This is a genomic window from Fusibacter sp. JL298sf-3 (genome assembly GCF_053842995.1).
Genome location: NZ_CM132608.1, coordinates 577211 through 602611, shown reverse-complemented (window position 1 = coordinate 602611; position 25401 = coordinate 577211). Strand labels below are relative to the sequence as shown.

Here is a 25401-nt window from a genome sequence, read left to right as displayed (position 1 = left end):
AACACTTTACAAATGGTATATACAGTATATAATATAGGGGGAGGGGGTGCCGTTATGAAAGAGAGCGATAAGAAAATTCTCATTTTTAGTGTCGTTATCGGCATGGGCATCTTAGTGTTGGTCTGCATGCCCGACAAACGCATCGCCTACCCCAACAGTATCGTCGTTGTATCGACTATGGGACAGACCGTTTACGAGTATGGACACGACGGCTATTGGATTCTCTTTAACGAGAATAGAATGCGGTACGATAGTGTCAGAGCATCGAAAGCGTGGATCAGAGTTCCCTTGATTCAAGTTCATATGACGTATTTTTACAGCGGTAAACAGGCGCTGGAATTTGAGGGGCGCCCATTTGAGTACGATCGAATCGTCTTCCCGCTCTCCGCGCCGTATGACGATCGAATGCTGTTTTACAGCGGCGATAAACTCGTTTGCATCGCAGAAGGTGTAAGCCGTTCCAAAGGGGTGTTGGAACACCTTGATACAGTTCTCAATAATAAACTGTCGTATTGACAGCTTTGGCCGCAAGCCCTTTGCTTGCGGCTTTTTTAGCGTGTGGCATTTAATCGGAAACTTTTTTATAAGATTAAGGTGGGGAAGATAGTCGGCACATCTGCTTAAGCTGTGGTATAATATGATGAAACATCCTATTGATTAGAGGGAGGCCGTATGAAAATCGTACATTTAAATCACAGCAGCGTACTGGTGGAGACGCGTACGCATCAATTGTTTTTTGATGTGACCACTGATGTTCGCGAGCTTTTGGACCATTCTAAGACGGTTTGTTTTTTTGTCAGCCACCACCACGGCGATCACTTTTCATCTTCTATCTACGATTACAGTGTGCGCGATTTACATTATGTGATCTCCGATGATGTGGAAGTGCTGCCGTCGACGCATTTAACTTTGGTTAAGCGAGACGAAACCTACAAAATCGGCGCATTGACAGTGGCTACCTACGGTTCCACAGATGAAGGCGTGGCCTTTGTGGTCGAGGTCGAAGGCAGGTGTGTTCTGCACATGGGCGATCTCAATTGGTGGCATTGGCAGAGCAGTACACCGGAATCACAAGCCGCAAACGAAAAAGAATTCAAGACCATTGTCGACGCCATGCCTAAAGGCGTGTACGACGTGGCCTTTGTCCCATTGGACTACAGACTTGAAACCGCTTACGACTGGTCGGTTAATTATGTCTTAGAGACGAAAAACGTAAAACACTTAATTCCAATACACCTTTGGGGCCATTTTGAGAGTTGTAACCGATTCTTAACGGACAACGGCGCTGACGAACGCTTTGTCACTGTGTATAAAAACGGCCAAGTTATAGAGGTTTAAACGCCATGACAAAAACCAGACAGGCTTATATGATGCTCTTACTGACGGCTTTTGGCTGGGCGCTCAGTACGATTATTATAAAGGCGACTACAGAAGCCGTTCCGGCGTTTCACCTGATGACAGGGCGTTTTGGGTTGGCGTTGGTGCTTTTTTATGTGTTCAAGGGCCGAACGGTAAAGCTCAGTGGCAAGGCGCTGTTTCACGGAAGTTATCTCGGCATCTTCTTGTTTTTTGCCTATTATTTGGCCATTGCTTCTCTCGAGTACACCACGGCTTCAAAGTCGGGGTTTCTCGTAGCGCTTTCTGTGCTGTGGGTACCGATTGTGCAGCTGATTATACGCCGAAAGCGCCCCAATCGTTGGGTGGCACTTTGCGTGGTGACGTCTTTACTGGGGCTTTACTGGATCAGCGGTTTAGACGGCATCGGCTTTAACTACGGTGACGCGTTAGCAGTGGGGTGTTCTGTGGCTTATACGCTTTATATTTTAGCGATAGATGCCTATGCCAAGGAAATGGATGAAGATCAGATGACGCTGAGTATTTTGCTCGTCGTCACAATTGTTTCTGTCATTATGGCGGTATCTGTAGAAGGGTTTTCAGGCAAAATTCTGTTGGACAATTGGGTACCGATTGCCGTTATCGGCGTGTTTGGGACAGCGCTTTCAACGTATTTCCAAACGAAAGCGCAACAAGTGGCATCGCCTGAGAGCGTCGGTATTATACTGCTGGGAGAACCGTTGTTTACCCTCGTGATGGCTTTGACGATTCTCGGTGAAAAAGTGACGACGTTGGGGTTGCTCGGAGGTGCGCTTTTGTTGCTTTCCCTATGTGTCGCCATTGTAAAAAAAGTTTAACACGACTACCGTCTGACGGCATTCTGCTACCGTTTAAGACGGTTTTTTTATGTCTTGAAGTACAAAAGAAGCGTCCTCAACTGAGGACGCTCTGGGGGGTTTTAGCTTAAAAAGGGGGAAGTTACTTGGTGCTTTCTAAAAAGTTAATGCGGTTTTCAACTTGTGTGTAGAGGTCGTCGAGCAAAGCGTTAAAAGCGGCGGCATCTTCAGAATCGATGGCGTCTCTTAAGGCGTCTTTCAAAGCCTTACCACTTTCTCTGTCGAGACCGTACGAAGCCATGAGTGCTTCTCTTTCCGCTCTATCGGCATCTCTTCGTGCATCGAGCTGTGCTTTCATCTCTTCTCGTGTGAGTTCACCGGCGTCGAGCTTTGCCTTGAGTTCTTCAAAAAAAGTTTTCATTTCCTCGCGCTTCTCGTCTCTGTGGTCTCTTAGTTCCAATTTTAACGCCTGCTCTTCTTCAAAGAGTGCATCAAATGCGTCTGCGCGTTCAGGCGCATACGTTTCGATGGCGTCGAGTAGCGTTTCGTGTCTGACATGCGCTTTCTCAACGCGGCGCTCATCGCCGTGCCGTCCAGCTTTGTGTCGCGCTTCTCCGTGTTCAGGTGCATCGGCAAAAGCCATTCCAGGTAATACCATGGCACCTACAAGCGCCAGAATAAGCATTTTTTTCATTTAACTCTCCTTTCACCGTGTGATTGAGGCCTCGTGTTGAGGTAGTTAAAGTATACGGGACAACCTGTAGGCGATACAACGGTGAAAGTGTGGCAAAGTATAGGACAGTAGAGAGCTTTTTTCATAGATGTGGTATGATAAGATAAAAGAAAAGGAGGCCGCCATGGGCAAGACGATTTACATTGCAGACGATGAAAAGAACATAAGAGAGTTGATGCGGCGCTTTCTCGAGAACGCCGACTACACTGTAGAAATGTTTGCCACCGGCGACGCACTCTACGAAACGTTTAAAACAGCGCCCTGCGATATGGTTATTTTAGATGTCACCATGCCGGGGACCGACGGCATGACGCTATGCGAAGAGATTCGCGCACACTCTAATGTACCGATTATTATCGTTTCCGCTAGAGATTCTGAGCTGGACCGCATTACGGGAATTACAGTGGGCAGTGACGATTATTTGGTGAAGCCCTTTTCACCTACAGAGCTTGTCGTGCGTGTCAAAGCGCTGTTTCGGCGCATAGAGATGAGCGGTGCCGGCGAAGAAAACGCGCCGTTGGTCTACGGCCCTCTTACAATAAATGAAAAAAAGCGGGTCGCCTATTGTCAGGGCGCCACATTGGAACTTTCGCCAACGGAGTTTAATTTTTTGACTTACATGATGAAACACAGAGAGAAGGCGGTTTCCAGAGAAGAACTTCTGAAAAATATTTGGCAATACGATTACCACGTCGATACGCGTGCTACAGACGATACCGTCAAGCGGTTGAGAAAGAAACTCAAGGGCACCGGCATCGGAATTGGTGCGGTATGGGGCTACGGGTTTAAACTGGAGTGTGAGGAAGATGAAAACGACCATACGGTTTAAGATGCGCGTCATTTTTACGGCCTTTTGTATTGTTGTACCGCTGATTCTATTAACTGTGTTTAATGTGACCATGCGGCGGGCCATTGAGAGCGATGCCAAAGAAGCCATTGTAGAAACTTTTGAAACGATTAAAATCATTGTAAAAGAAAATATAGCGCGGAGTCATCACGAGCGACCAGGTGAGCGACCAGTGGTTTACGAGCCGTTGAACTCAGCGCTTCGCGTTGCAAGAAGAACAGCGGACACCGAACTGTACGCCTTTTACGCCAACGGTGAGTTGATGTTTCCGAAAACAGGGGCGCCGCCTGTAGAAATTGCAAATCTTTTACAGAGCAGTACGCCGGGCCATCTTTCAAATTATGTCATAGAAGGCGTGCCTTATATCGGCACCTTCTTCACAATAGGGGAGGCGCGTGAGCGGGTCAACATCGTATTGCTGGCCTCTCTCGCAGAGCGCGACGCCATGATTGTCAAGATGAATCGATTGATTGTGGGGCTCAGCGCGCTGTTTGTTCTGGCTGGGATCGGCGCTTCGACGCGGCTGTCCAGAGCTGTCGTCAAGCCGATGGAACTGGCTTCTAATCACGCTAAGGCGGCGGAAAACGGCGTATTCCAAAAGATAGAGGAAGAGGCAGACAGTTTAGAAACTGAGCGGCTGTTTACGGCACTGAATCAGATGAGCGCCACTCTTGAAAAAAACGAACAGGCGCAAACAACGTATATTCAAAACATTTCACACGATTTAAGGACGCCGCTCATGTCCATTCAAGGGTATGCAGAGGGTATAAAGACCGGTGTGTTTGAAGATTACGTATCTGCGGCGTCGATTATCGCCGAGGAAAGTCTCAGACTGAAGCACTATATTGAAAAGATGCTTGCACTTTCGCGCCTCGAGAGCAATATGGCGCGCCTTAACATCGAGGCATTGGATTGGGAAACGCTTATGACGCCGATTTTCAATCGGTACAGGATATTGGCGGAAGAACGGGGGGCGGAACTCGTCTCAACCGTTTCTGATGACGGCATACTCTACACCGATTCGGTGCTTTTTGAGTCCATTGTCTCTAACGCGATGAGCAATGCCTTGCGCTATTGCAAGACGCGGATAGAAGTGTGCATGTACCGCGAGGGCGAGACGACTGTGCTCAAAGTTCTCGACGACGGCGCCGGTGTGGACGAGGAAAAAGTCAATGATTTTTTTGAACGCTTTCAAAGTGGTGACGACGGCGCTTTTGGTCTTGGGCTCGCCATTGTAAAGACGTCGGCCGATAGGCTCGGTGCGACGGTATCGTTAACCAACACGCCGGAAGGCACGTGTTTCAGCGTGCGTTTTCCGGTAAAATAAAGACAACAGGAGGGCAATATGTATCATTTTGACGACGTAATCGACAGACGGCACACGAGAAGTGTCAAGTGGTCTCGAGAGGTGCTTAAAACGGGGTACGACAATCCCGATGCTTTACCGCTCTGGGTGGCAGATATGGATTTTAAGACAGTTCCCGAAGTCATTGAAGCAATGACACGAGCGGTAGAACACGGGGTCTTTGGCTACTCGGAAACCGATGCCGACTATAGTCAAGCAATCGTGAACTGGTACGAAACGCGCTTTAACTGGTCGATTGAAGCGCCGATGCTCTTTTACGTCCCCGGGGTGATGACCGGACTGAAGATGGTGCTGAATACTTTTTTAGCCGAAGGCGATGGGGTCATCATACAAGAACCGGTGTATTTTCCTTTTCGAAGCGCCATAGAAACCAATGGGATGAAAGTGTTGAACAACCCTTTGGTCAAGACGGGTACCGATTACCGAATAGACTGTGAGGCCTTTGAGAGACTTTGCCGTCTGCCGGAAACCAAGTTGTTTGTCCTATGCAATCCACACAACCCAGTGGGCAAGGTTTGGGATAAAGAAACGCTGAAAACGCTAGGTGACATCTGTGTTAAACACGGCGTTATGGTGTTTGCAGACGAAATCCACCACGATTTGGTACTGAAGCCCCATGTGCACACGCCTTTTGCCGCGTTGGACGAGCGCTTTGCCGCTATAACGGTGACCGCCACTGCGCCTAGCAAGACATTTAACCTCGCCGGACTCATGGCCTCTCATCTGATTATTTCAAATCCTAAAATTCAGGCGGCGTTGTTAGAGCATGACGTCAAGCACTATGTGCGCCACCAAAGTCCGGTGTGTATCGCCGCAGTGGAAGCCGCCTATTTAAAGGGAGGGCCTTGGCTCGATGCCCTACTGGATTATTTAAACAATCAGGTCCAGTGGATGGACTGCTTTATAAAAGAAAAGCTGCCCCTTGCGCGATGGCAAAAACCTGAGGCAACTTATCTGGGGTGGATTGATTTTTCAGCTTACGGCAAATGGACCGCTGTAGACCTTGCAAAAGAAGCCGGCGTCGCATTAAACGACGGCGCGATGTTCGGGGTCGGTGGCGCTGGGCACCTTCGTGTAAACTTCGCGTGTCCCAGAGCGACTTTAGAAGAAGGGTTTAGACGTATCTGGCACTTCTTTGAGGGCTAGCGCCTTGGGAATAAAGTGGATGATGTCGCTGGCCATGAGACTGTGTTCGCCGACGGCACACTTAGCAGCGTCTCCAGCAAGACTGTGAATGGCGACGGCTTTTGCCGTTGCTATTTCTTCTGAATACCCTTGTCCCAGCAAAGAGACGACGATACCTGCTAAAACGTCGCCGCTACCTGCAGTGGCCATGCCGGGATTGCCGTAATGGTTGATGTAGAGGGTGTCTGCATGTGCAACAATCGTCTCGTGGCTTTTGAGGCACACCGTGACGTCGTGATCGATGCTGAATTGCTGCGCCAACGTTTTTCGATTGTGTAAGACCCTTTCGGCTTCGCAGTGAAGCAAGCGCGCCATCTCGCCTACATGTGGTGTAATCACAAGTGGGCCTTTGTAGTTGTCGAGCAACTGCGGGGCGTCGCTGAGGACATTGAGACCATCTGCATCCACGACCAGAGGGACGCGCCCTTGTTCAATAACGGTCTTCAGCAGTTTTTTGGTATAGGCGTCTTGCCCCATACCGGGACCGAAGAGGATGGCGTCGGCCCAGGCGATGTCGCCGGAGATGTCTCGTGTTTCATCTATGGCATAGGAATAGCGTTCATAAGTGCCGACAATGGCCTCGGGCAGGTTGGCGAATATACTGCCGGCGTAGTCTTTTTCTGTTACGACTTTTACAATACCGGCACCTGATTTGTAAGCGGCTTTTGCGCTGAGGACGGCGGCACCCATCATGGTTTTCGAGCCCGCTATCACGAGAACGCGCCCGTAATCTCCCTTGTGTGTGGATTGCGCGCGCTTGGTCAACGTATGATCGAAAGTACGATCGATATGAATAGGGTTCATGCTGTACTCCTAAAATGTGATTCTGAGTTTTTTTATAGGATAGCACATTTAAAAGACTTTTGTAAATTGAAAACCAAAGGGTCAGAATAATGAATTTATCTCCCATGGGCCATAGGGCGCTTGTAGAGTGCCTTTTGGCTAGAAGAAAAAAAGCATTCCAATCACATTACTTAATCAAATATAACAAAAATGTCTTTGTCAGCATTAATGCTGGCTTTTTTTTATCCCGCATACTATAATGTTATAGAAATAAACGCTTTACTCGTTGACTTAAATATATCTGTACTCTATAATAAAATTAAATCTTCTGAATAGAGAACGATGTTCTGTATTATAGAACGGTTAGATTAGGAGGCCTTATGAATCAAGACGACATTAAAGTTAAATCGCTTTATAAATCACTGAAAATACTGGAGTGCTTTACACCTGAAACCCCCGAACTGGGGATTACGGAAATTGGCAAAGCTCTAGGGCTCTACAAAAGCAATGTACATAACCTGATATCGACGCTAGAGGCCGCAGGTTATGTGGCGAAGAACCCGCAGAATGCCAAGTACCATCTCACCAATAAAATGTTGGAGTTTTCCTATGTCGTTACCAGTCAGCTGAATTATCAAGACGTTATCTACCAAGTGATGAAGCGGCTTACTGACGAAATAGGCGAAATGATGTACTTTGGCGTCCCACACGGCAAATACGTGCTCTACATGTTTAACGCCTATCCCAAAGTTTATGACCACAATTATCCAATACGTTCAATTATGGGGGAAAAGGCGCCGATGTACTGCACTTCACTGGGCAAGGCGATGTTGAGTACGATGGAAGAAGACGCCATTCGATGGCGCATCGATATGGCGAAAGAAAAGTTTACACCGTACACGCTAACAGACGACGACGCCATACTGGAGGCGATTAATGTCGCAAAAGAACGCGGCTACGCTATGGACAACATCGAACACGAACTCGATGTGCGCTGTGTGGGGGTACCGATATTGGGACGCAACCAAGAACTGATTGGGGCGCTGAGTATCTCAGGCGCTTCTCGAAATTTTGACGACGAAAAAGTCGAGCGCTACGCGCATCTCTTAATGGATGCCGCCTATGAAATCAAGAGGCGATTGTAGGTTGAAACTGGCAAGACCAGTCAACATAAATGAATATTTAGGGAGGTAACAATGAAAAAATGGTTGGCATTGCTGATGATTTTAACTGTTGCACTAACGGTTACAGCATGCAAGGGTGACACAGCGGAAGGCGCGCAAACGACGGGTGATGCTGCGCAAGAAGCGGAAAAAGTTTCATTGGTGTTTTCGGTAAACGCGGTACCGGGAGACGCACATTATGAAGCCATGATGAAGTTTGAAGAAGCCGTAGAGGAGAAGTCCGGCGGTACGATTGAAGTGGACACATTCCACTCGGGATCGCTTTTCAAACAGGATCAAGAACTTTCAGCAGTTAAAACGGGACAGGCGGACATCGTCTACCTTTCGGCACCGTGGCTTGCTGAAAACTCGCCTTGGCTTTCAATGTTCAGCGCAGGGTACATGTTTAAAAGCTACGATCATATGACAGCTGTGCTCAATGGCGAAGTCGGTGCAGAAGTGTTTGAGAAAATTGTCGAAGAACAGGGGATTCGTCCGCTAAAAGCGTTCTACCTCGGTACGCGTCAAGTGAACCTCGTGGAAGACAAAGCTATTGAAGTGCCTTCTGATTTAAACGGCGTCAACCTCAGAATGCCGAACTCAGAAGCGTGGTTGTTCTTAGGCAAGGCACTAGGGGCAAACCCGACGCCGATTGCGTTTTCAGAGCTCTACATGGCACTTCAAACGGGCACTGTGGACGGTCAGGACAACCCGCTTCCAACTGTTCAAAATGCTAAGTTTTACGAAGTAACCAAATCGATTACGATTACCAATCACCTCGTGGACAGCGTTTGGCCGGTTATCAACGAAGCCAAATGGGCGTCTTTAACAGATGAGCAAAAAGCAATTGTGAACGAAGCGATGGAAGAAGCGAGAGACGTTTGCGACAAGCTGAATCTTGCGAGAGAAACAGAATTGATTCAATTCTTTAAAGATGAAGGTTTAAGCATCTACGAAGCAGATATCGATGCGTTTAGTGCGGAAGTTCTCGGTAAGTATTTAGAAGATGAGACTTTGACAAAAGACTGGGATATGACACTGTTTGATAAAGTGCAGGCACTGGGAAAATAAACTTTCAAAGCGAGACAAAAGGGCCCGACTGGCTGACTATTCCCCAATAGACTTTATAAGCCGGTCCGGGACCTATTGTCCCACCTGAACCTTAATTATACAGCATTTGGAGGCAAATTGTGAACCGTATTAAGAAAAGTTTATGCATTGCGAGAGATATTTTTGAGATCTACATTCCAATATGCGCGTTTTCAGTGATGTTTTTGACTTTTATCGTACAGATTATTGCTCGGTACGTTTTCAAATACCCGTTGACTTGGGCCTACGAAGTAACCGTCATTGGTTTTTCGTGGACTGTCATCTTAGGCGCGTGTTACGCGATGCGTTCGCGTTCACACGTCAAGTTCACACTGATTTACGATGCGTTGCCGGAAAAGTGGGCGGCGTTGACGCGCCTGCTCGGCAATGTCATTATACTCGTTGCCTTTGTCTGCCTTGTAAAACCCTCTATTGAGTACGTCAAATTTATGGATTTCCAATCGACGTCGGTGTTTAAAATCCACTTGAGTTGGATTTTTTCAGTGTTCGTCTATTTTGTCATTTCGATGATTGCCTACACAGGTGCGGAAATTTATACAGATGTTCGAAGATTGAGTGGGAAAGGTGGCCGTCAATGAGTTTAGCCGTAATGGTAACCCTAGTGGTTTTTATACTGATTTTTTTGCTGCGCATGCCGATTTCACTGGGCATGATTGCCGCAGGTACTTTTTATTTTGTTGTCGGCGGTTCAGATGTCAGTGCAGTGGCCAATCACATTATGAACACGTATTACTCCAACTATGTGATTATCGCCGTTCCGCTGTTTATATTCACTGCCAATGTTATGAACTCAGGTAAAGTAACGGAGATGGTTTTTAAGTTCGCCAGTGGTCTCGCCGGTGGAAGACGCGGTGCCTTAGGACATGTGAACGTCATGGCGTCGCTTATTTTTTCGGGAATGACGGGATCGGCGATTGCAGACGCATCGGGGCTGGGCAAAATGGAAATTGACGCCATGAAAAAAGCGGGGTATGACGACGCGTTTTCATGTGCCATTACAGCGGCTTCTTCTACGGTGGGACCGATTTTTCCACCGAGTATTCCGCTGGTTATGTACGCCATGCTCTCAGGGGCCTCTGTCGGCGCGTTGTTTTTAGGCGGTATGGTGCCGGCGCTCCTCATTTGCGTCGGGTTGATGGTCTATGTTTCGGCGATTTCGAGAATTCGCAATTACCCGAAGGAAGAGCGTTTGCCTTTAAAAGCCTTTTTACTCTTCACACTCCGCGCACTACCTGCGCTTTTAACGCCGGTTATTTTGCTAATGGGCATTTACACGGGCATTATGACGCCGACAGAAGCAGGTGCCGTTGCTGCGATTTACGCCATTTTAGTGGCGATACTCGCCTACAAGGCATTGAGCCTAAAAGGGCTTTTGAGAATTGTTAAAGACACTATTAAAGATACGGGCTCGGTAAGCTTGATGATCGGTGCTGCGGCAGTAATTTCATACATTGTCGCAAGGGAACAAATTGCAACAGATCTGGGCAATGTGGTGCTCGGCTTTACAGACAGCAAATACGTCTTTTTAATTTTGGTCAACATCATCATATTAATCTTGGGCATGTTTATCGATACGTCGACAATCCAATTGGTTTTCGTTCCGATTATGATACCGGTGGCAAAAGCCTTCGGCATCGACCTCGTTCACTTTGGCTTGGTGGTAACGCTCAATATGATGATCGGCCTTTCGACACCGCCGTTTGGGATGCTCCTCTTTATTACAGCGGGGATATCCGACACGTCGTTGAAGGCCGTTATGAAAGAAATTATGTGGCCAATTGGGGCGATGATTGTCGTCTTGTTGTTGATTACATTTGTACCTGAAATTGTACTGTTCTTACCGAAGACCTTTGGACTGATGTAAGAAACGAGGCTATAGATGTTAGAAAGATACACAGGTGTTTGGCCGACGATGGTGGCTGCTTTTGATGAAACGGCAGCTGTCGACCTCGAGGCCAACGCACAGTTGACAGAATATTTAATTCAGAAAGGGGCGGACGGTCTTTTCGCCGTCTGTCAATCCAGTGAGATGTTTTTTCTCAGCACAGCTGAAAAAGTTGCGCTGGCGAAGACCGTTGTGGAAACTGCAGCCGGTCGCGTACCGGTGATTGCGTCTGGACATACGTCGGATACCCTCGAAGCACAAATTGAAGAATTGCGCGCTGTGGCGGCGACAGGTGTCGACGCCGTAGTTCTCGTCAGCAACAGGCTGGCAACTGAGACAGAAGACAGCGCCGTTTTTCTCGAGCGCCTCGAGGCGATTATGAACGCGCTGCCAGAAGTGACTTTTGGCATTTACGAATGTCCCTACCCGTACAGACGTCTGCTAACCGATAGAGAACTCAAATGGTGTGCCGATTCAGGTCGCATTATTTTCTTAAAAGATGTGAGCTGCGACGCGTCTATTCAAAAGAGACGTGCTGAAATTGTCAAGGGATCGCCGCTGAAACTGTTTAATGCCAACACGGAGACGTTGCTCACTTCGTTGAGAAACGGCTACCACGGCTACAACGGCGTTATGGGGAACTTCCATATCGACCTTTACAAATGGCTCTTTACAAACCACTGTGCCGACCCGCTGAAAGCAGAGGCGCTACAGGCGGCACTAACGCGCGAAAGCGCCATTGAAAAATTTGCTTACCCTGCAAATGCCAAGTACCACATGGTGCAAGACGGCGTTTCCATGACCACTGTCGGCAGAAAATACGCGCCGGAAGTTTTGGACGATGCTGCTAAGCAACGCGTGGGCGATTTGATGGCTTGGGAGCAGGAGACGCGACAAACACTAGGACTTTAGAACTTTGTGTCTAAAGGCCTGATGAGCACGCCTTTAGACACCGAGTGATTGTAGTAGAAGAGGGCTGTTTATGACTTATACGGAAAGAATCAAAGCGTCGATGCGCATCGAGCGAGACGCCATTAGCGAAATGCTCGACAACGACGGTGGCGATTATGAAAAAGTGTGTGCCGCGTTGATGGCCTGCGACGGTAAAGTCGTGTTTATGGGCGTCGGCAAATCCGGTCACATCGGCAAAAAATTGGCGGCGACGTTTTCGAGTACGGGGACGCCGAGCTTTTTCGTCCACGCGACAGAAGCGGTTCACGGCGACCTCGGCATGATTACCAAAGCCGACGCGGTGATACTGATCTCCAACAGCGGTAAGACGGCGGAGATTTTAAGCACGTTGCCAACTTTAAGAGCTATTGGCTGTACCACCATCGCCTTAACGGCCGGAAAGGCATCGCCACTGGCTGAGGGCTGTGATTACAAACTCGTCTACCCAAAATTAGAAGAGGCGGATCACCTTAACCTCGCGCCAACAGCGTCGTCGACGATGACACTGGTGCTCGGCGATGCCATCGCCTGTGCCCTGTCGCAGGCGAAAGGGTTTAAAAAAGAAGATTTTCACTTGTACCATCCCGCAGGTGCACTGGGGGCCAAATTAAAAGAGGAGGGCGACGCATGAAGACGATAGCGGTCGTCGGTTCTTTGGTTATGGATTTGGTGGCTCAAGTCGATGAATTTCCTTTAGAAGGGCAGACGATTATCGGCGGGGACTTCAGCAGTCACCCAGGGGGAAAGGGCGCCAATCAAGCGGTTTCCGCCGCGAGGCTTGGCGCTCAGGTTAAAATGTATGGAAAAGTTGGCGCCGACGATTACGGCAAGACTTTTTTAGAAGTTCTCAAAGGTGAGGGGATTGATGCCGCAGGTGTGTCTGTTGACGTGAAAGCGCCCACGGCGCTGGGGTTGATTCAAATCAACCGCTGTGCGGAAAATAAGATCGTCGTCGTCCCAGGGGCCAACTACGCCTACAGTTGCGACGACTTAGAGAAAGATTTAGAAGCAGTTCTCAATTGCGATTTGGTCATCGCCCAATTGGAACTGCGACACGAGGTCACCTATGCGTTAATCGAAGCGTGTGATAAAGCGGGGGTACCGGTGATTTTAAACCCGGCACCTGCCGTCAAATTGCCGGTTTCGGTTTTGAGTAAGGTGACTTACTTGACGCCTAATGAAACAGAACTCGGCATATTAACAGGATTACCGGTTGACACCCGCGATCAAGTCGCCGCTGCAGTGGCGAAATTGCTCGATATGGGCGTTCAAACTGTGGTTGCCACTATGGGCAAGCGCGGTGCGGTAATCGGCACGCGTGCAGGACTGGAGACCGTCGGCGCTTATACAGTCGAGGCCGTGGACACCGTTGCCGCAGGCGACGCGTTTAACGGCGCTTTGGCGTATGGCGTGACCGAGGGCATGTCTATGAAGACGGCAGTGGGGTTTGCCAACGCCGTCGGTGCCCTCGCCGTTACAAAGCACGGTGCCATTCCTTCTCTGCCTTACAAAAGAGAAGTGCTTGAATTTATTGAAAAGGCGCTTTAAGGTTTAAAATTAATAGCGTCGCCGTTTCGACAAAAGAAAATCAGTGCGTATAAGTGAGTGGTGTCACTTACAGACGCACTGATTTTTTTATGGGTCATTCATATAGAACCGCTGTATTGTATGTGGGGCGTCTCTGTACGCGCGCCGATTATACATTCAATGAGGGGCGTCAACGCCGATTTGTCTGTCCAGTCGCCGTCTTTAGTAGCCGCTTCAATAAGTGCACGCTCCCAAGACGATTGAAAAGCCAAGGGTTTTTTTAGAGCCCCTTTGCTAATTAAGGCGCTAAGGATTTTGTCTTTCTGCGTGAGACGCGCTCGAACGAAAGCGCCTCTCATGTATACAAAAGGCACATCTTCGAAGAAGTTTCTGATGTTTTGGTTGAAGAGAAAATCGGCATAAGCTTCTGAAGCTGCCGCCGCACCAACGGCAAAAAACACCAGTTGTTTGTGCTTGAGATATTTGTAATAGGCCTTGACAAAAGACAGCGGGCTGTACTGTGTGGCGTAGATGCCCCCGCCGATAACGACGGTGTCATAGCTTTCTAATTCGACTGCTGTCACCGCATCGAGAGAGCGATAGGGGACTTCAAGGGCTTCAGAGAGCCAATGGGCATACTTTTTTGTAGCGCCGTACTTGGATTTGTATAAGATGATACATCGATTCATGGCAACCCCCTTTAAAACCATAAGTACCACAAAAAGAAAGGCGGTAAACACGAATCTTTAGCTTATGCAGAGGCTTTGTTTCGGCTGTAGCGATACCCCATGTAGACAATCCAGAGGTAAGCGACGGTTTTGGGAATCATCAGCATGCCCACAAGTGGGTAGGTACGCGCCCAAAGCACTACGGGAATGTAGAACCCAAACGATAGGGCGACGGCGAGCCACATCTTTGAAAACGCAGTGTCCTGTCGTTGCTTGGCGGTGGTGTAGAAGAGGTACAGCACAATAAGCCCCATAAATAAAAAGGGGATATTGCGGTAGATGCCCCAACTCACAGGCGCATTGTATAGCGTCCACCGGTTTTGAGGTGCAAGGCACAATCCGATTCTGGCCAGTGCCAAAAGTCCCATAAGGACGTCGAGCTTTGGCTTCTTGACACGATAGCGCATTTTATATAGCGCATAAAGCAACAGGTAAAAGAGTGTCATGGTGATAGAGGTGATCAATTTGCCGATACCAAGTGCCGCGGCATTGGCTTCAAACCCCGTGGTGAAATGCGCGTAGATGCGGGGGACGAGGTGAAACGCGTCGCCGGCACCCAAAACGATGGCCATAAGGCCATAACGGCGTACAAAGACATCGCCTTTGGCATTTCGATACATATAGATGCCAAGGGTCAAAACGGCGACCAGATAAAAAATATTGAAGAGACTTTCAAAGACAGCTTGCATAACGACCTCCTAAATGATAAAATTACACAACGGTGTGTAAAACTATACACTCATTATAGAGTAAAAGTAATGGCTTGTAAAGCTAAAATAGAATGGGGCGATTCAATGACAACGAATAGACAATCAAAAAATTACAAGCGAATTATCCAAGCGACAGTGACCTGTCTCAAGAGAAAACACGCGCGGGACTTATCCCTCGAAGAAGTGGCAAAAACTGCAGGCGTCACAAGAAAGACTGTTTACAACCACTTTGAAAACAAAGAGGCGCTTTTAGAAGAGGTGGTGACGCCAATTTTGACGTATTGTTTGACTGAAGCGGAGAAAATCGTAGCTCAAGATACCGTTGAGTTTAAGGAAATTGCCGCTTTTTGTTACGCGCTGTACGACGTCTTTGGCGACGATCTCGTCGTCATCTACCAAGTGCCCATAGAAGAGCTCGGAGAGGCCTTTAAACTGCATCGCGCGTATACGCAAACCTTTATTGAGTTGTTTTCTAAAGTCGAGGTTTTTAAAAGGCGAAAGTTGTCGCAAAGAGAACTGGCCTACATGGTTTTTAAGCTCTTTTTGCCACTGCTAGAAGTGGTTAAGAATCGACCGGACAGCCCATTATTGTTTGAAAATGCCCTTAGGGGGCTGATTGAAGGGGCGCTGCAATGAAGTTACAAAAAGTTAATGTTTTTATGCGGTGAACGGGGTATAGATAAGTTAAATGCGTTGGCATTTTACAGATGAGATTAATTAAAGAGGAGTAATACGACTATGATAAGAATGTGTGACAATTGCTCAAATGTAGAGTTAGAGCAATTAAAAGCAGTAGCTAAAGGTGTAGAAATCGAAGTCGGCTGTATGGGACAATGTGGCATGCACATGGATGAAGCCAGCGTACTCATCGATGATGAACTGTTTGTAGCCGAAGACGAAACGGCACTGTTAAAAGTGGTTCAAAGTAAGATTTAGCTCAATGCAAGCCGCTGATTTATCAGCGGCTTCTCAATTTATAGCGCTAATGGAGAGGGCTGTTAAACGGCTTTTTATGAAGTATCATCATATTATCATCACAGTGCTGTGGTAATGTATTAAAAAAAGAAGTGAGGTGCTCCGGATGTTTCGATTGCTTATCGCAGAAGATGAACCGCAAATCAGTGGTATTATAAAAAAATACATAGAGAATGAAGGGTATACCTGCGATGTGGCCACCACTGGGGTCGAGGCGCTGGAGGCTTTTTCTGAACACGCCTACCATTTGTTGGTACTCGACGTGATGATGCCCGGGGTCGATGGCTTTGAAGTTCTTGAAAAAGTGCGTAGTGTCTCAGATGTTCCCGTTATTCTGTTGACGGCAAAAGTGCTTGAAGCCGACCGCATTAAGGGGTTCGACTACGGTGCTGACGATTACGTTACCAAGCCGTTTAGTCCCAGAGAGTTGATGAAACGCATTTCGGTGCTTCTAAAGCGGGTCTACAAGACGGTTGAAGGCACTGTTTTGTCCTATGGGCCCTTTAAGCTGGACATCGACCGCATGGTGTGTTTTAAAGACGGTGAATCGGTGTCTCTGACGGCGACAGAATTTAAACTTTTCGCGGCGCTGGTGGAAAATGCGGAGCGCGTACTGACGCGTGAACAGATGATTGAACGCGCCTTTGGCTTCGACTACGAAGGATTTGACCGAAACATCGACAGCTACATTAAAAATATTCGCCAAAAGGTAGAGGAAACGCCTAAACATCCGAAGTATTTGAGGACCAAATACGGTGTCGGCTATGTGCTGGGAGGTGGAAAGGATGACTGTTAGAAGGCTTTGGCTCGGTGTTTTAATCGGTATTGTGGTTGTGGCCATCGGATTGAACACGGTTATTCTGACGCAGACCACTGACCGCTATTTTAAAGGGTATTTAAAAGAGAGTTACGACAAACATTTAGGCGATGTGACGCAGTACCTCGAAAACGTGCTCGCGTCGGATACCGTTTCATTGAGTCAAATGGAGGCGGAGCTAGAGACCCACTTAATCGACCCTATTGAGGGCATAGCCATCTACAGCACAGAGGGGCGCCTACTGTTAAGTGTCAGCAACAGCCGGATGCACCGCCATATGCGAGACGATGAGGTCGTAGATCGATACGCGATCTTACAAGGCCGTGAGACGGTGGCGTTTTTGCATGTGAGTCGGAGCGGTGCGCTAGACGATTCATTAGCTGCACAAGCTTTTAAAACACAGTTGGTGAAGACGAGTTTAATCGCTTTTGGCGTCGTCTTGGCAGTGGCCGTTGTCATCGGCATTTGGATGAGTGGCCGGATGACGCGGGATTTAAGCGAGACAGTGGGACTGGCAGATGCCATACGAGATGGCGAGGTCACAGAGGTACAGCCGACGGCCATTGCGGAAGTCGCGGCGATTCGCAGCGCTCTCTACCATCTGAAAACGCGTCTCAACATTCGTCAAGTGAAGCGAAAAGCCTATGTGGATCAAGTGATTCACCAGACCCGTACGCCGCTGACCATCTTAAAAACCCATATTGAAGGGGTAGAAGACGGCCTTCTAGAGATGAATCCCGAGGAAATCGACGTGTTTAAACAGCAAATCGATTACTTGGAGACGCTTTTAGCAGATTTGCCGGATTTCATCGATGCGGAGAAAAGTCCCGATTCAGTAGAAAGCGCCCCAGTAGATGTCTCCAAAGTCCTGAGACAAATGTGCCGAAGTATCGCACTTCAATTTTCTCAAAAGAACTTGGAGTTGCTTTGCAACTGTGGCGAAAAATCTGTTGTGGCAAGTGACGAGCACTTAATTAAAGAGACGCTGTACAACCTGCTCAATAACGCCTACAAGTACACGCCGGCCGGTGGGCGCGTGACGGTGAGTTGTAAGGGGCTTTCAGGTGGCGCGGTGGTAGAAATTTCGGACACCGGTGTCGGTATTCCAGAGACGGCGCTCCCCAATATCTTCACGCCTTATTTTAGAGCGGAAAATGCTCAGGCCATTACCGGAGAAGGGATTGGTCTTTACGTGGTGAAAGAAAATATGGTAACATTAGGGGGCGATGTGCGCGTCGACTCAGAAATGGGCAAGGGAACGCGCGTTACATTGACTTTTACAGATTTAAGTGAGGATGATAGATGATTCAGTACAAGCGTTATGACGCCACCAATTTAGACGCCCTCTGGCAGTTGTTCCAATCGGTGAACACTGAAGGACACGATTTGACGTTTAAATCGTGTGTCGATAAGGCGATGTTGGCGGCGTGGACGGCAGAGGTACATCAACACTACTATGTGGCCGAATGTGGCGACAGCGGTGAGGTGCTGGGGGTTGTAAGGGCCCTTCAAGGCGATAGCCCCCAAAAGAGTCATGCTGTTTATTTGACTGCGGCGGTATCGGCACAGCACAGAGGACAGCGTATTGCACCGGCACTCACCGACTATGCGCTGGAGGATTTAAAAGGCCGTGGTATCAAGATAGCGCGAATTTATGTGTATAGCGACAATGCGGCTTCTGTAATGGCTGTCGAAAAACTGGGCTTTGTTCGCAGCGGCGAGGTAAAAATGCATCACTTTGACGCCGACAGCGGTCAGTTTGTCGACGATTTGATCTATCACAAACTGTTGTTGAAATAGACGTGTATAATTCTGTATCCGGAGTTCGGGCCAGTTGTAGGCATGGCTACAACCGGTGGCTGTATCGTTTATTCTCCCGTTGTTTTTCAGCGCACCACTATAAGTTATAAATTAAAAAGTTTTAATTTTTATCAATAATCGTGTCAATCACTTTTGAAAATGTCCCAAAATAAATGAAACATGAGCACCAGTAAAAAGCTGGTGCTTTGTTAATTAGCGGAGAAAAAGTTTTCTTGAGTGTTAATGATGTCCTCAAAAGTATAATTGTGTTGAGCATAGTGTGTTTTGATAAATTTCTTGATGGCGCTCTTCCGCCATGGATGTATCATAGAAGGGATATTGCGTTTTTTAGGCAGAGCCTCGAACTCGTCCTGAAAATCAAAGTTCTTAGATTTCCTTAGATGAGAAGGGATAAGTTCGAGTTCATAAACGTTCTCGTTTACAGAGGCCATCAAACAGCCGTTAAAAGCCTTAATAATGACAGCCGGAGTGCCTTTGTGGTAATAAATAGGGAGGCCTCTGTCGTCCATGAGTTTAAAATATTGATTTTCAAATTTAATGCAATGGCCTGTATCAATTTTGCGCTCAGCAATTACCGCAAGCGTTAGATTGATTTTTTCATCAGACGGTTGCGTTTCAAACACAGATTTGTTATTATCAAAAGGCAGAGCAAACTTGTCATTGAATTTCTTTATGTAGGAGTTCAGAAATTCGTTGGCATGCTCTACGCTTGATACGCCTGCGTTTCTTAAGTCGATCGGCAGTCGTGATTGTAGTGTTTGGAATAAGCGTTCTACGCGTCCTTTGGCCTGTGGAACGCTTGTTACTTTTATATCTACCCCTAGTTGATGGCAAGCGTAAGAAAACTGAGTGAAGGTATCCTTTTCAAGTGAAGGGGCCTTTTTTTGTTTGTATTCAAAAACAGTCCTTCTGTCTGTGTAAAACATGTGTGGGATACCATAGGTTGTTAAAATTTGATGAAAGACATTGTAATAGCCTTTAAGTGTTTCTTGGTGGTCGAAGTAAGCCCCCACGATTCGCCCTGTGGCATCGTCTATAGCAGCGTGTAAGTGGGTTTTGACGCCACCAAACCAGATGTGAACCGAAGCGTCCATCTGAAGCATTTCTCCAAAGTAGGCGGATCTAGGTCTTCTAGGGTGGCTTTCATCGAGTTCAACGATCTTGTGCTGAATAATCGCCATGTCCCTTTTAGAAGTAGCCTTTTTCTTTTGGGCTTCTAATTTTTTACGAAGGGCTCTCTTTGTTGACCTGTGAGCCTTGGGAGATAAAACATCTTGTTCCATAAGGATATTTTTTACAGTAGTTGGAGAAAGAAAAAGGTGTTCTTGCTCTGCTAGGATTTCAGTAAAATGAGCGAAATTCGCATCGGGATACTTGGTCCTGTAAAGTCCTAAAATCAACGTTTTAGTTTCGCTAGACAGGGCGTGAACGGGTTTCTTTCCACGGTTTCCATGGACAAAGAAGTCTTTCCCTTCTGACCGATAGCCCTGGATTAATCGATTAACCGTTCTAATACTACAGCCTAGCTTAAGTGAAGCTGTTTTTTTATTGCCATTCGTATCGACGAGCTTTTTAATGATTTCATATTTTAGATTTTCATTCATACGTAATTCTACCTTTGTCATTTAATTTACCTCGATGCTTTCATTCATTGAGGTATTATTATAGCATTATATCTTTTGGGACAAAATCACGTTTGATTACTTAAGACATTATCACATGTGAATCATAAAAAGTTTTAATTTTTATCAATAATCGTTGACCGGTGCAACAAAGTGTGGCACAATTGAAAAAAGATAAGACGTATCTTTAAATTAGTACAGTGAGACTAATAAGAACGCTCGTAGCCTCGGCGGTGTCGCCGGTGGTGTAACTTGTGATGAGCACAAGTACTTTGCATACGCGCTATTAGTCTTGCTCTATTGACCCAGAGAAAATAGAGGAGGATTTTTTTATGTCAAAAAAAGGGGATGGCGATTACGCTTTAGCGGCGGTTGCGCCTGAGAGCAAGAAAGGTTTTTTCAGTTTGTTTCCGGTGATGCTGGGCTTCACTTTCTTTTCAGCAAGCATGTGGACAGGGGGGACTTTGGGGACCGGCCTGTCGGCACAGACGTTTTTGCTGGCGGTGTTAGGCGGCAACTTGATTTTGGGCGTCTACACGTGCCTACTGGCCTACATGGCTTCAGATACAGGGCTTTCAACGCATTTGCTCGCTAAGTACGCCTTTGGTGAAAAGGGGTCTTACCTCGTTTCCTTTATACTGGGGATTACACAGGTCGGTTGGTTTGGCGTAGGGGTCGCCATGTTTGCACTGCCGGTTCAAAAAGTAACAGGGCTACCGCTTTACGCACTTATCGGCATCGCCGGTATTTTGATGACAGCAACGGCGTATTTCGGGATGAAATCCTTGACGGTCTTGAGCATCATCGCCGTGCCGAGCATTGCCATTTTAGGTTCTTTTTCAGTATCCAGTGCAGTGGACAGCGTGGGTGGCCTATCGGCACTGTTTGCGCTGGAACCTGCTGAAGCCCTTGGTTTTACAACAGCTTTAACACTCTGCGTCGGTTCGTTTATCAGCGGTGGAACGCTGACACCTGATTTTACTCGCTTCTCAAAATCTAAAAGCGTCGGCGTCAGTACGACGATGATTGCATTTTTTATCGGCAACTCCCTAATGTTTATTTTCGGTGCTGTGGGTGCCGCGGTAATGGGCGAGGCCGATATTTCAGAGGTCATGTTTAAACAGGGGATTATCCTTCCGGCCATTATCGTCCTCGGGTTCAATATTTGGACGACCAACGACAACGCATTGTACGCTTCGAGTTTAGGTTTTTCCAACATTACGAAACTTCCTAAAAATAAAGTTGTTATTTTCAACGGCCTTTTGGGAACGGTGGGCGCCATGTTCCTCTACAACAATTTCGTCGGCTATTTGACGGTGCTCAGCTCACTTATTCCGGCTATCGGCGGCATCTTAATCTCCGATTACTTCTTGGTGAAAAAGAAAACATACGCCCCGTATGAAAAGACGACGTTTGCTAAAATCAACCCTGTAGCGATTGGCGCTTGGGTCATCGGTGTCCTCTGTGCACATTATGTGCCGGGTATTCCGCCGATTAACGGTGTGGTGGCGTCGGCGCTGACGTACACGCTCGTGATGAAATTTGTCGCCAATACAAGTGAAGATGTGGTAAAAACCACTGCATAGGAGACGGTTATGCTGATTAAAAATGCGAAGTTGCGCGGTTGTGCACAACTGATGGATATAGAAATTAAAGACGGCGTTTTTACGCGCATTGAGCCCGCTATTGAAGGCGATGCGACGATTGATGCCAAAGGCCAATGGGTGATGCCACCTTTTGTCGAGCCGCATGTCCACTTAGATACGACGCTGACGGCGGGTGAACCTAGGTGGAACGAGAGCGGAACGCTCTTTGAAGGCATCGCCTGTTGGTCGGAGCGCAAGGCGATGCTCACAGCTGAAGACGTTAAGACGCGTGCTATGCGCGCCATTCAGTGGCAAGTGGCCAACGGGATTCAAATCATCCGAACGCATGTGGACATTACAGATCCTGAGCTCACGGCGCTAAAGGCGATGGTTGAGGTGCGCGAAGCCCTGAAGGATGTGGTGACGCTACAAATTGTGGCCTTTCCGCAGGAGGGCATTCTCTCGTTTCCAAACGGCAAGGCGCTTATGGAAAGAGCCCTTGAACTAGGGGCTGACGTCATTGGAGCCATTCCGCATTTTGAGTTTACTCGGGAGTACGGCGTCGAGTCCATTGTCTATTGTGTGGAACTGGCAAAGCGCTACAACAAGCTGATCGACGTGCACTGTGATGAAATCGACGACGAGCAGTCGCGCTTTGTGGAAGTGCTTGCGGCCAAAGCCCTGGAGGCGGGGATTGGAGACAAGGTCACGGCTTCTCACACGACGGCGATGCACAGTTACAACGGCGCCTACACATCGAAACTGTTTAGGCTCCTTAAGATGTCCGGCATTCACTTTGTCGCCAACCCGCTGGTGAACACACACTTGCAGGGACGATTTGACGATTACCCGAAGCGTCGTGGCATGACGCGGGTAAAAGAGCTCAATGCAGCGGGAATCAACGTCTGTTTCGGTCACGACGATATTTTCGACCCCTGGTACCCGCTAGGCACCGGCAACATGCTGCAAGTGCTTCATATGGGCTTGCACATTGCTCAAATGATGGGTGTTCCTGAAATTGAAGCGTCGCTGGACTTTATATCGTACAACAGCGCCAAGGCATTAAATATAAAGGGCTACGGTATTGAAATCGGCAATCCAGCCAATTGTATTGTGCTTGGCGCCGACAGTGGTTACGACGCTGTAAGACGCCAAGTGCCGGTGCTCTATTCAGTGCGTGAGGGGCGTCTTATCGCCACGACGGTGCCGGCGGAGACCCATGTGTACTACGCGGGTAAGACCTCTGTGCGTTTTAAAAAATAGGCAAGAAATTCATACAGAAACCTTCAAACGGCTGAGCGTATTTTGCGGCCTTTTGAAGGTTTTTTTAGGTAATGAACAGTGCGCTTATAGGCGTTGCTGTTGGCGGATTATGATGCCAAAGAGTTAATCAACTTGATTAAAACGCAATACAACCTCTGTCGAGAGCGCTAAACGTCGCATTACTGGACTCAAGTATTAAGAAAACAACACACTTTTACTACAGCATTGATATCTCTATAAAAAAAGATTATAATAGCAGCATAATCTATCTGAAAATTCTTACAAAGGAGTGTGTTTTATGAAATTCAAGCAGAAGTCAGCGGTATTGCTGGCACTCGTCATGGTGTTAACTTTTGTGCAACCGCTGTTTGCATCGACGGATGGCGTACAGCTTTACGAGAACATCCCATTTGATCTCGAAAGTGTATCGACAGTAGACGACGCTTACAATTGGCTAGAAGCTGTGGAGTACACGTACCTCTACGGGACGTTTTACACGGCGCCGGAAGGTGCTGATAAAAGCAGCTTCATGTACTATCCGGATTTAAGCGAAAGCGCTTATAAACACTACGTCGATTTACATACGGCGCTTTACGACAAAGTAGCGACTTTTAAGGTTTCTGACGATGACGCGCAGACGGAACTCGAATTGTTGCGCTATGTGTTGGCGGAAAAGAGTCACTTTTTAGAAAACTGGCCAACGCGTCTCGGCGGCGTATTGACTTATTACTTCCGGTCGGGACTGTGGCAAAATGCCGTTTTAAATGCCGAGGACATCGAAGTGCTAAAAGGCGATTTGGTGCACGAAGTCACACAGTATGCCTCCTATCTCGAAGGGCTTAAAAATGCCGTTGAAAGTGAAATAGAGGCAAATGGTCAACTGCCGTATTGGCTTTATCTCGACTACCAACGTAACCTCGACCATTTGCTGGGAGACATAGAAGGCGTCGAAACCCGGTATAAGACATTTGTGGAGGGGTATGAGTCGGCTATAGTCAATATGGCAGGTGCTGCGTCGGATAAAAACGTGCTGTTGGGTATCCTTGAAGCGGAGTTGCCTAAAATCGAAAAACAGCAATCGGCTTTACACGCACTTATACGCGAACAGAGGGCCAATTATCCGGAAGGGATTGTGCCGATGGATTCTAACGTATACAGCGCTTTTATACTGCCTAAGTCGCTTCAAAAATCTGTAACCCCAGAAGAAGTGATGGCCCTTGGTGCACGTGAGGTTCGACGAATTCAAGGGGAACTTCGCACCGCGTTAAAGCGCCTCGGCTATTTCGGAACCCTTGGCGAGCAAGTGGAGGCGTTTAAAGCGGATACGGTCTACGTTGAAGGGGATGAAAGTCGCAAGGTGCATGAATCGGTTATGCGACGCATGCACGCCAAATTGCCGGCATATTTCCACGAAGGCGATTACATGACTACAGTCCCAAATATTCAAATGATTGACTCCCCTTACTCTTTCCACTCATTTAGCCCGCGCGAGGAAGCTGCGAAAGGCACGTTTCTCCTCAGCAGTCAGAAGCAGCCGGCTTATCAAACAGAGAGTTTAACGGCACATGAAACGGTTATCGGTCACAACTTGCAAGTCCTCAAAGCGTATCGCAACTTAGAGGGACGCCCCACTGTGAGACAACTGATGACTAATGTCAGCTACGGAGAAGGCTGGGCCCTTTATGCAGAGCGCTTGGCTCTTGAAGAAGGCTTGATTGAAACTGAAGAAGGTCGCGTGGGGTACTTGCTTTCAGAACTCTTGAGAGCGGGACGACTCGTTGGAGATGTCGGCATCAATTATTTCGGCTGGACTGCTGAAGAGACTGTCGACTACTTAGAGGCCAACACGTTTTTCACCTATCCGGAAGCGGAAGTCAACCGCTACATGACCATGCCGGGACAGGCGTGTGGTTACAAGGTCGGGGAACAGGTCATCCTGAACTTACGAGAGCGTGCCAAAGATGCACTGGGCGACGATTTTGATTTAAAAGATTTTCACCATGTGGTGCTAAAATACGGCAGTCTGCCGATGGAAGTGCTCGAAAACGCCGTCGACCGTTATATTGAGGCGTCAATGGATAAGTAAAGAAGTAACGTGTAAACCCAAAGACGCCGTCGATGCCTCTACAACAGGAACCGATGGCGTTTTTTATAAAGT

The 25401-nt window shown here is 47.7% G+C and carries 26 protein-coding genes; 21 read left to right on the top strand and 5 right to left on the bottom strand.

Going from position 1 to position 25401, the window contains the following annotated elements:
- Positions 1–54: 54 nt before the first annotated feature.
- From ACR6HW_RS02910 to ACR6HW_RS02900, 3 genes are all read left to right on the top strand, one after another.
- Complete coding sequence (locus ACR6HW_RS02910; RefSeq protein WP_455729674.1) at positions 55–516, top strand: hypothetical protein; 462 nt, start codon at positions 55–57, stop codon at positions 514–516.
- A 156-nt stretch (positions 517–672) separates the two neighbouring features.
- Positions 673–1338: an MBL fold metallo-hydrolase gene (locus ACR6HW_RS02905; RefSeq protein WP_455729673.1), complete on the top strand. Its 666-nt coding sequence runs from the start codon at positions 673–675 to the stop codon at positions 1336–1338.
- Positions 1339–1343: 5 nt separating this feature from the next.
- On the top strand, positions 1344–2192 hold the full coding sequence (locus ACR6HW_RS02900) for a DMT family transporter (RefSeq protein WP_455729672.1): 849 nt from the start codon (positions 1344–1346) through the stop codon (positions 2190–2192).
- Between the two features lie 121 nt (positions 2193–2313).
- Here the strand turns inward: ACR6HW_RS02900 and ACR6HW_RS02895 are convergent, their stop codons facing one another.
- Positions 2314–2865, bottom strand: a complete 552-nt coding sequence (locus tag ACR6HW_RS02895; protein WP_455729671.1) for a hypothetical protein — start codon at positions 2863–2865, stop codon at positions 2314–2316.
- A gap of 163 nt (positions 2866–3028) precedes the next feature.
- Here ACR6HW_RS02895 and ACR6HW_RS02890 point away from each other — a divergent pair, with 163 nt between their 5' ends.
- From ACR6HW_RS02890 to ACR6HW_RS02880, 3 genes are read left to right on the top strand one after another with little or no spacing between them, the layout of a single operon-like run.
- Positions 3029–3733 carry a response regulator transcription factor gene (locus ACR6HW_RS02890; protein ID WP_455729670.1) on the top strand — a complete coding sequence of 235 codons (705 nt, stop codon included), beginning with the start codon at positions 3029–3031 and terminating at the stop codon, positions 3731–3733.
- On the top strand, positions 3711–5078 hold the full coding sequence (locus ACR6HW_RS02885) for a sensor histidine kinase (protein ID WP_455729669.1): 1368 nt from the start codon (positions 3711–3713) through the stop codon (positions 5076–5078). Before ACR6HW_RS02890 ends, ACR6HW_RS02885 begins: the two co-directional genes overlap by 23 nt.
- A gap of 18 nt (positions 5079–5096) precedes the next feature.
- Positions 5097–6263 carry a MalY/PatB family protein gene (locus ACR6HW_RS02880; protein WP_455729668.1) on the top strand — a complete coding sequence of 389 codons (1167 nt, stop codon included), beginning with the start codon at positions 5097–5099 and terminating at the stop codon, positions 6261–6263.
- On the opposite strand, the gene ACR6HW_RS02875 is transcribed toward ACR6HW_RS02880, so the two are convergent.
- On the bottom strand, positions 6219–7106 hold the full coding sequence (locus ACR6HW_RS02875; RefSeq protein WP_455729667.1) for an NAD(P)H-hydrate dehydratase: 888 nt from the start codon (positions 7104–7106) through the stop codon (positions 6219–6221). The two genes, ACR6HW_RS02880 and ACR6HW_RS02875, sit on opposite strands and share 45 nt — an antisense overlap.
- Before the next feature lie 359 nt (positions 7107–7465).
- Between ACR6HW_RS02875 and ACR6HW_RS02870 the strand changes: the two genes are divergently transcribed.
- From ACR6HW_RS02870 to rbsK, 7 genes are all read left to right on the top strand, one after another.
- Entirely contained in the window at positions 7466–8230 is a 765-nt protein-coding gene (locus ACR6HW_RS02870; RefSeq protein WP_455729666.1) for an IclR family transcriptional regulator, read from the top strand.
- Positions 8231–8281: 51 nt separating this feature from the next.
- The gene (locus ACR6HW_RS02865) at positions 8282–9319 is read left to right on the top strand and encodes a sialic acid TRAP transporter substrate-binding protein SiaP (protein WP_455729665.1); all 1038 of its coding nucleotides are present in this window, start codon (positions 8282–8284) and stop codon (positions 9317–9319) included.
- A gap of 119 nt (positions 9320–9438) precedes the next feature.
- On the top strand, positions 9439–9936 hold the full coding sequence (locus ACR6HW_RS02860) for a TRAP transporter small permease (protein ID WP_455729664.1): 498 nt from the start codon (positions 9439–9441) through the stop codon (positions 9934–9936).
- Positions 9933–11222 (top strand): TRAP transporter large permease, encoded by a 1290-nt coding sequence (locus ACR6HW_RS02855; protein ID WP_455729663.1) that lies wholly within the window; start codon positions 9933–9935, stop codon positions 11220–11222. Before ACR6HW_RS02860 ends, ACR6HW_RS02855 begins: the two co-directional genes overlap by 4 nt.
- Positions 11223–11237: 15 nt before the next feature.
- Positions 11238–12155, top strand: coding sequence for a dihydrodipicolinate synthase family protein (locus tag ACR6HW_RS02850; protein WP_455729662.1), 918 nt, complete (start codon positions 11238–11240; stop codon positions 12153–12155).
- A gap of 70 nt (positions 12156–12225) precedes the next feature.
- Positions 12226–12825 (top strand): KpsF/GutQ family sugar-phosphate isomerase, encoded by a 600-nt coding sequence (locus ACR6HW_RS02845; RefSeq protein WP_455729661.1) that lies wholly within the window; start codon positions 12226–12228, stop codon positions 12823–12825.
- Entirely contained in the window at positions 12822–13742 is a 921-nt protein-coding gene (gene rbsK / locus ACR6HW_RS02840) for a ribokinase (RefSeq protein ID WP_455729660.1), read from the top strand. The genes ACR6HW_RS02845 and rbsK overlap by 4 nt, the downstream gene beginning before the upstream one ends.
- A gap of 98 nt (positions 13743–13840) precedes the next feature.
- Here the strand turns inward: rbsK and ACR6HW_RS02835 are convergent, their stop codons facing one another.
- Both ACR6HW_RS02835 and ACR6HW_RS02830 read right to left on the bottom strand, forming a co-directional pair.
- Entirely contained in the window at positions 13841–14410 is a 570-nt protein-coding gene (locus ACR6HW_RS02835; protein WP_455729659.1) for a flavodoxin domain-containing protein, read from the bottom strand.
- Positions 14411–14472: 62 nt separating this feature from the next.
- Positions 14473–15138: a hypothetical protein gene (locus ACR6HW_RS02830; RefSeq protein ID WP_455729658.1), complete on the bottom strand. Its 666-nt coding sequence runs from the start codon at positions 15136–15138 to the stop codon at positions 14473–14475.
- Positions 15139–15243: 105 nt separating this feature from the next.
- On the opposite strand from ACR6HW_RS02830, the gene ACR6HW_RS02825 reads away from it, so the two are divergent.
- The 5 genes from ACR6HW_RS02825 (at position 15244) to ACR6HW_RS02805 (ending at position 18751) form a co-directional block, all read left to right on the top strand.
- Positions 15244–15795: a TetR/AcrR family transcriptional regulator gene (locus tag ACR6HW_RS02825; protein ID WP_455729657.1), complete on the top strand. Its 552-nt coding sequence runs from the start codon at positions 15244–15246 to the stop codon at positions 15793–15795.
- 102 nt (positions 15796–15897) lie between these two features.
- Positions 15898–16095 (top strand): YuzB family protein, encoded by a 198-nt coding sequence (locus ACR6HW_RS02820; protein ID WP_455729656.1) that lies wholly within the window; start codon positions 15898–15900, stop codon positions 16093–16095.
- A 145-nt stretch (positions 16096–16240) separates the two neighbouring features.
- Positions 16241–16930: a response regulator transcription factor gene (locus tag ACR6HW_RS02815; protein ID WP_455729655.1), complete on the top strand. Its 690-nt coding sequence runs from the start codon at positions 16241–16243 to the stop codon at positions 16928–16930.
- Positions 16920–18257 (top strand): sensor histidine kinase, encoded by a 1338-nt coding sequence (locus ACR6HW_RS02810; RefSeq protein ID WP_455729654.1) that lies wholly within the window; start codon positions 16920–16922, stop codon positions 18255–18257. The genes ACR6HW_RS02815 and ACR6HW_RS02810 overlap by 11 nt, the downstream gene beginning before the upstream one ends.
- The gene (locus tag ACR6HW_RS02805) at positions 18254–18751 is read left to right on the top strand and encodes a GNAT family N-acetyltransferase (RefSeq protein WP_455729653.1); all 498 of its coding nucleotides are present in this window, start codon (positions 18254–18256) and stop codon (positions 18749–18751) included. The genes ACR6HW_RS02810 and ACR6HW_RS02805 overlap by 4 nt, the downstream gene beginning before the upstream one ends.
- Positions 18752–18960: 209 nt before the next feature.
- Here the strand turns inward: ACR6HW_RS02805 and ACR6HW_RS02800 are convergent, their stop codons facing one another.
- Positions 18961–20376 carry an ISNCY family transposase gene (locus tag ACR6HW_RS02800; protein WP_455730852.1) on the bottom strand — a complete coding sequence of 472 codons (1416 nt, stop codon included), beginning with the start codon at positions 20374–20376 and terminating at the stop codon, positions 18961–18963.
- A gap of 350 nt (positions 20377–20726) precedes the next feature.
- Here ACR6HW_RS02800 and codB point away from each other — a divergent pair, with 350 nt between their 5' ends.
- The 3 genes from codB to ACR6HW_RS02785 all read left to right on the top strand — a co-directional run bounded on the left by codB (position 20727) and on the right by ACR6HW_RS02785 (position 25329).
- Positions 20727–21980, top strand: coding sequence for a cytosine permease (gene codB, locus ACR6HW_RS02795; RefSeq protein ID WP_455729652.1), 1254 nt, complete (start codon positions 20727–20729; stop codon positions 21978–21980).
- Positions 21981–21989: 9 nt separating this feature from the next.
- On the top strand, positions 21990–23243 hold the full coding sequence (gene codA, locus ACR6HW_RS02790) for a cytosine deaminase (RefSeq protein ID WP_455729651.1): 1254 nt from the start codon (positions 21990–21992) through the stop codon (positions 23241–23243).
- A 298-nt stretch (positions 23244–23541) separates the two neighbouring features.
- Positions 23542–25329 (top strand): DUF885 domain-containing protein, encoded by a 1788-nt coding sequence (locus ACR6HW_RS02785; RefSeq protein ID WP_455729650.1) that lies wholly within the window; start codon positions 23542–23544, stop codon positions 25327–25329.
- Positions 25330–25401: the final 72 nt, after the last annotated feature.

Excerpts from the sequence above, each read along its gene's own strand:
- codA (WP_455729651.1), top strand. The coding sequence starts at position 21,990 with ATGCTGATTAAAAATGCGAAGTTGCGCGGTTGTGCACAACTGATGGAT.
- ACR6HW_RS02870 (WP_455729666.1), top strand. The coding sequence starts at position 7,466 with ATGAATCAAGACGACATTAAAGTTAAATCGCTTTATAAATCACTGAAA.
- ACR6HW_RS02855 (WP_455729663.1), top strand. The coding sequence starts at position 9,933 with ATGAGTTTAGCCGTAATGGTAACCCTAGTGGTTTTTATACTGATTTTT.
- ACR6HW_RS02815 (WP_455729655.1), top strand. The coding sequence starts at position 16,241 with ATGTTTCGATTGCTTATCGCAGAAGATGAACCGCAAATCAGTGGTATT.
- ACR6HW_RS02820 (WP_455729656.1), top strand. The coding sequence starts at position 15,898 with ATGATAAGAATGTGTGACAATTGCTCAAATGTAGAGTTAGAGCAATTA.
- ACR6HW_RS02825 (WP_455729657.1), top strand. The coding sequence starts at position 15,244 with ATGACAACGAATAGACAATCAAAAAATTACAAGCGAATTATCCAAGCG.
- ACR6HW_RS02850 (WP_455729662.1), top strand. The coding sequence starts at position 11,238 with ATGTTAGAAAGATACACAGGTGTTTGGCCGACGATGGTGGCTGCTTTT.
- codB (WP_455729652.1), top strand. The coding sequence starts at position 20,727 with ATGTCAAAAAAAGGGGATGGCGATTACGCTTTAGCGGCGGTTGCGCCT.
- ACR6HW_RS02890 (WP_455729670.1), top strand. The coding sequence starts at position 3,029 with ATGGGCAAGACGATTTACATTGCAGACGATGAAAAGAACATAAGAGAG.
- ACR6HW_RS02900 (WP_455729672.1), top strand. The coding sequence starts at position 1,344 with ATGACAAAAACCAGACAGGCTTATATGATGCTCTTACTGACGGCTTTT.
- ACR6HW_RS02865 (WP_455729665.1), top strand. The coding sequence starts at position 8,282 with ATGAAAAAATGGTTGGCATTGCTGATGATTTTAACTGTTGCACTAACG.
- ACR6HW_RS02800 (WP_455730852.1), bottom strand. The coding sequence starts at position 20,376 with ATGAATGAAAATCTAAAATATGAAATCATTAAAAAGCTCGTCGATACG.
- ACR6HW_RS02830 (WP_455729658.1), bottom strand. The coding sequence starts at position 15,138 with ATGCAAGCTGTCTTTGAAAGTCTCTTCAATATTTTTTATCTGGTCGCC.
- ACR6HW_RS02885 (WP_455729669.1), top strand. The coding sequence starts at position 3,711 with ATGAAAACGACCATACGGTTTAAGATGCGCGTCATTTTTACGGCCTTT.
- ACR6HW_RS02785 (WP_455729650.1), top strand. The coding sequence starts at position 23,542 with ATGAAATTCAAGCAGAAGTCAGCGGTATTGCTGGCACTCGTCATGGTG.
- ACR6HW_RS02910 (WP_455729674.1), top strand. The coding sequence starts at position 55 with ATGAAAGAGAGCGATAAGAAAATTCTCATTTTTAGTGTCGTTATCGGC.
- ACR6HW_RS02805 (WP_455729653.1), top strand. The coding sequence starts at position 18,254 with ATGATTCAGTACAAGCGTTATGACGCCACCAATTTAGACGCCCTCTGG.
- ACR6HW_RS02845 (WP_455729661.1), top strand. The coding sequence starts at position 12,226 with ATGACTTATACGGAAAGAATCAAAGCGTCGATGCGCATCGAGCGAGAC.
- ACR6HW_RS02895 (WP_455729671.1), bottom strand. The coding sequence starts at position 2,865 with ATGAAAAAAATGCTTATTCTGGCGCTTGTAGGTGCCATGGTATTACCT.
- ACR6HW_RS02810 (WP_455729654.1), top strand. The coding sequence starts at position 16,920 with ATGACTGTTAGAAGGCTTTGGCTCGGTGTTTTAATCGGTATTGTGGTT.
- ACR6HW_RS02875 (WP_455729667.1), bottom strand. The coding sequence starts at position 7,106 with ATGAACCCTATTCATATCGATCGTACTTTCGATCATACGTTGACCAAG.
- ACR6HW_RS02835 (WP_455729659.1), bottom strand. The coding sequence starts at position 14,410 with ATGAATCGATGTATCATCTTATACAAATCCAAGTACGGCGCTACAAAA.
- ACR6HW_RS02905 (WP_455729673.1), top strand. The coding sequence starts at position 673 with ATGAAAATCGTACATTTAAATCACAGCAGCGTACTGGTGGAGACGCGT.
- ACR6HW_RS02880 (WP_455729668.1), top strand. The coding sequence starts at position 5,097 with ATGTATCATTTTGACGACGTAATCGACAGACGGCACACGAGAAGTGTC.
- rbsK (WP_455729660.1), top strand. The coding sequence starts at position 12,822 with ATGAAGACGATAGCGGTCGTCGGTTCTTTGGTTATGGATTTGGTGGCT.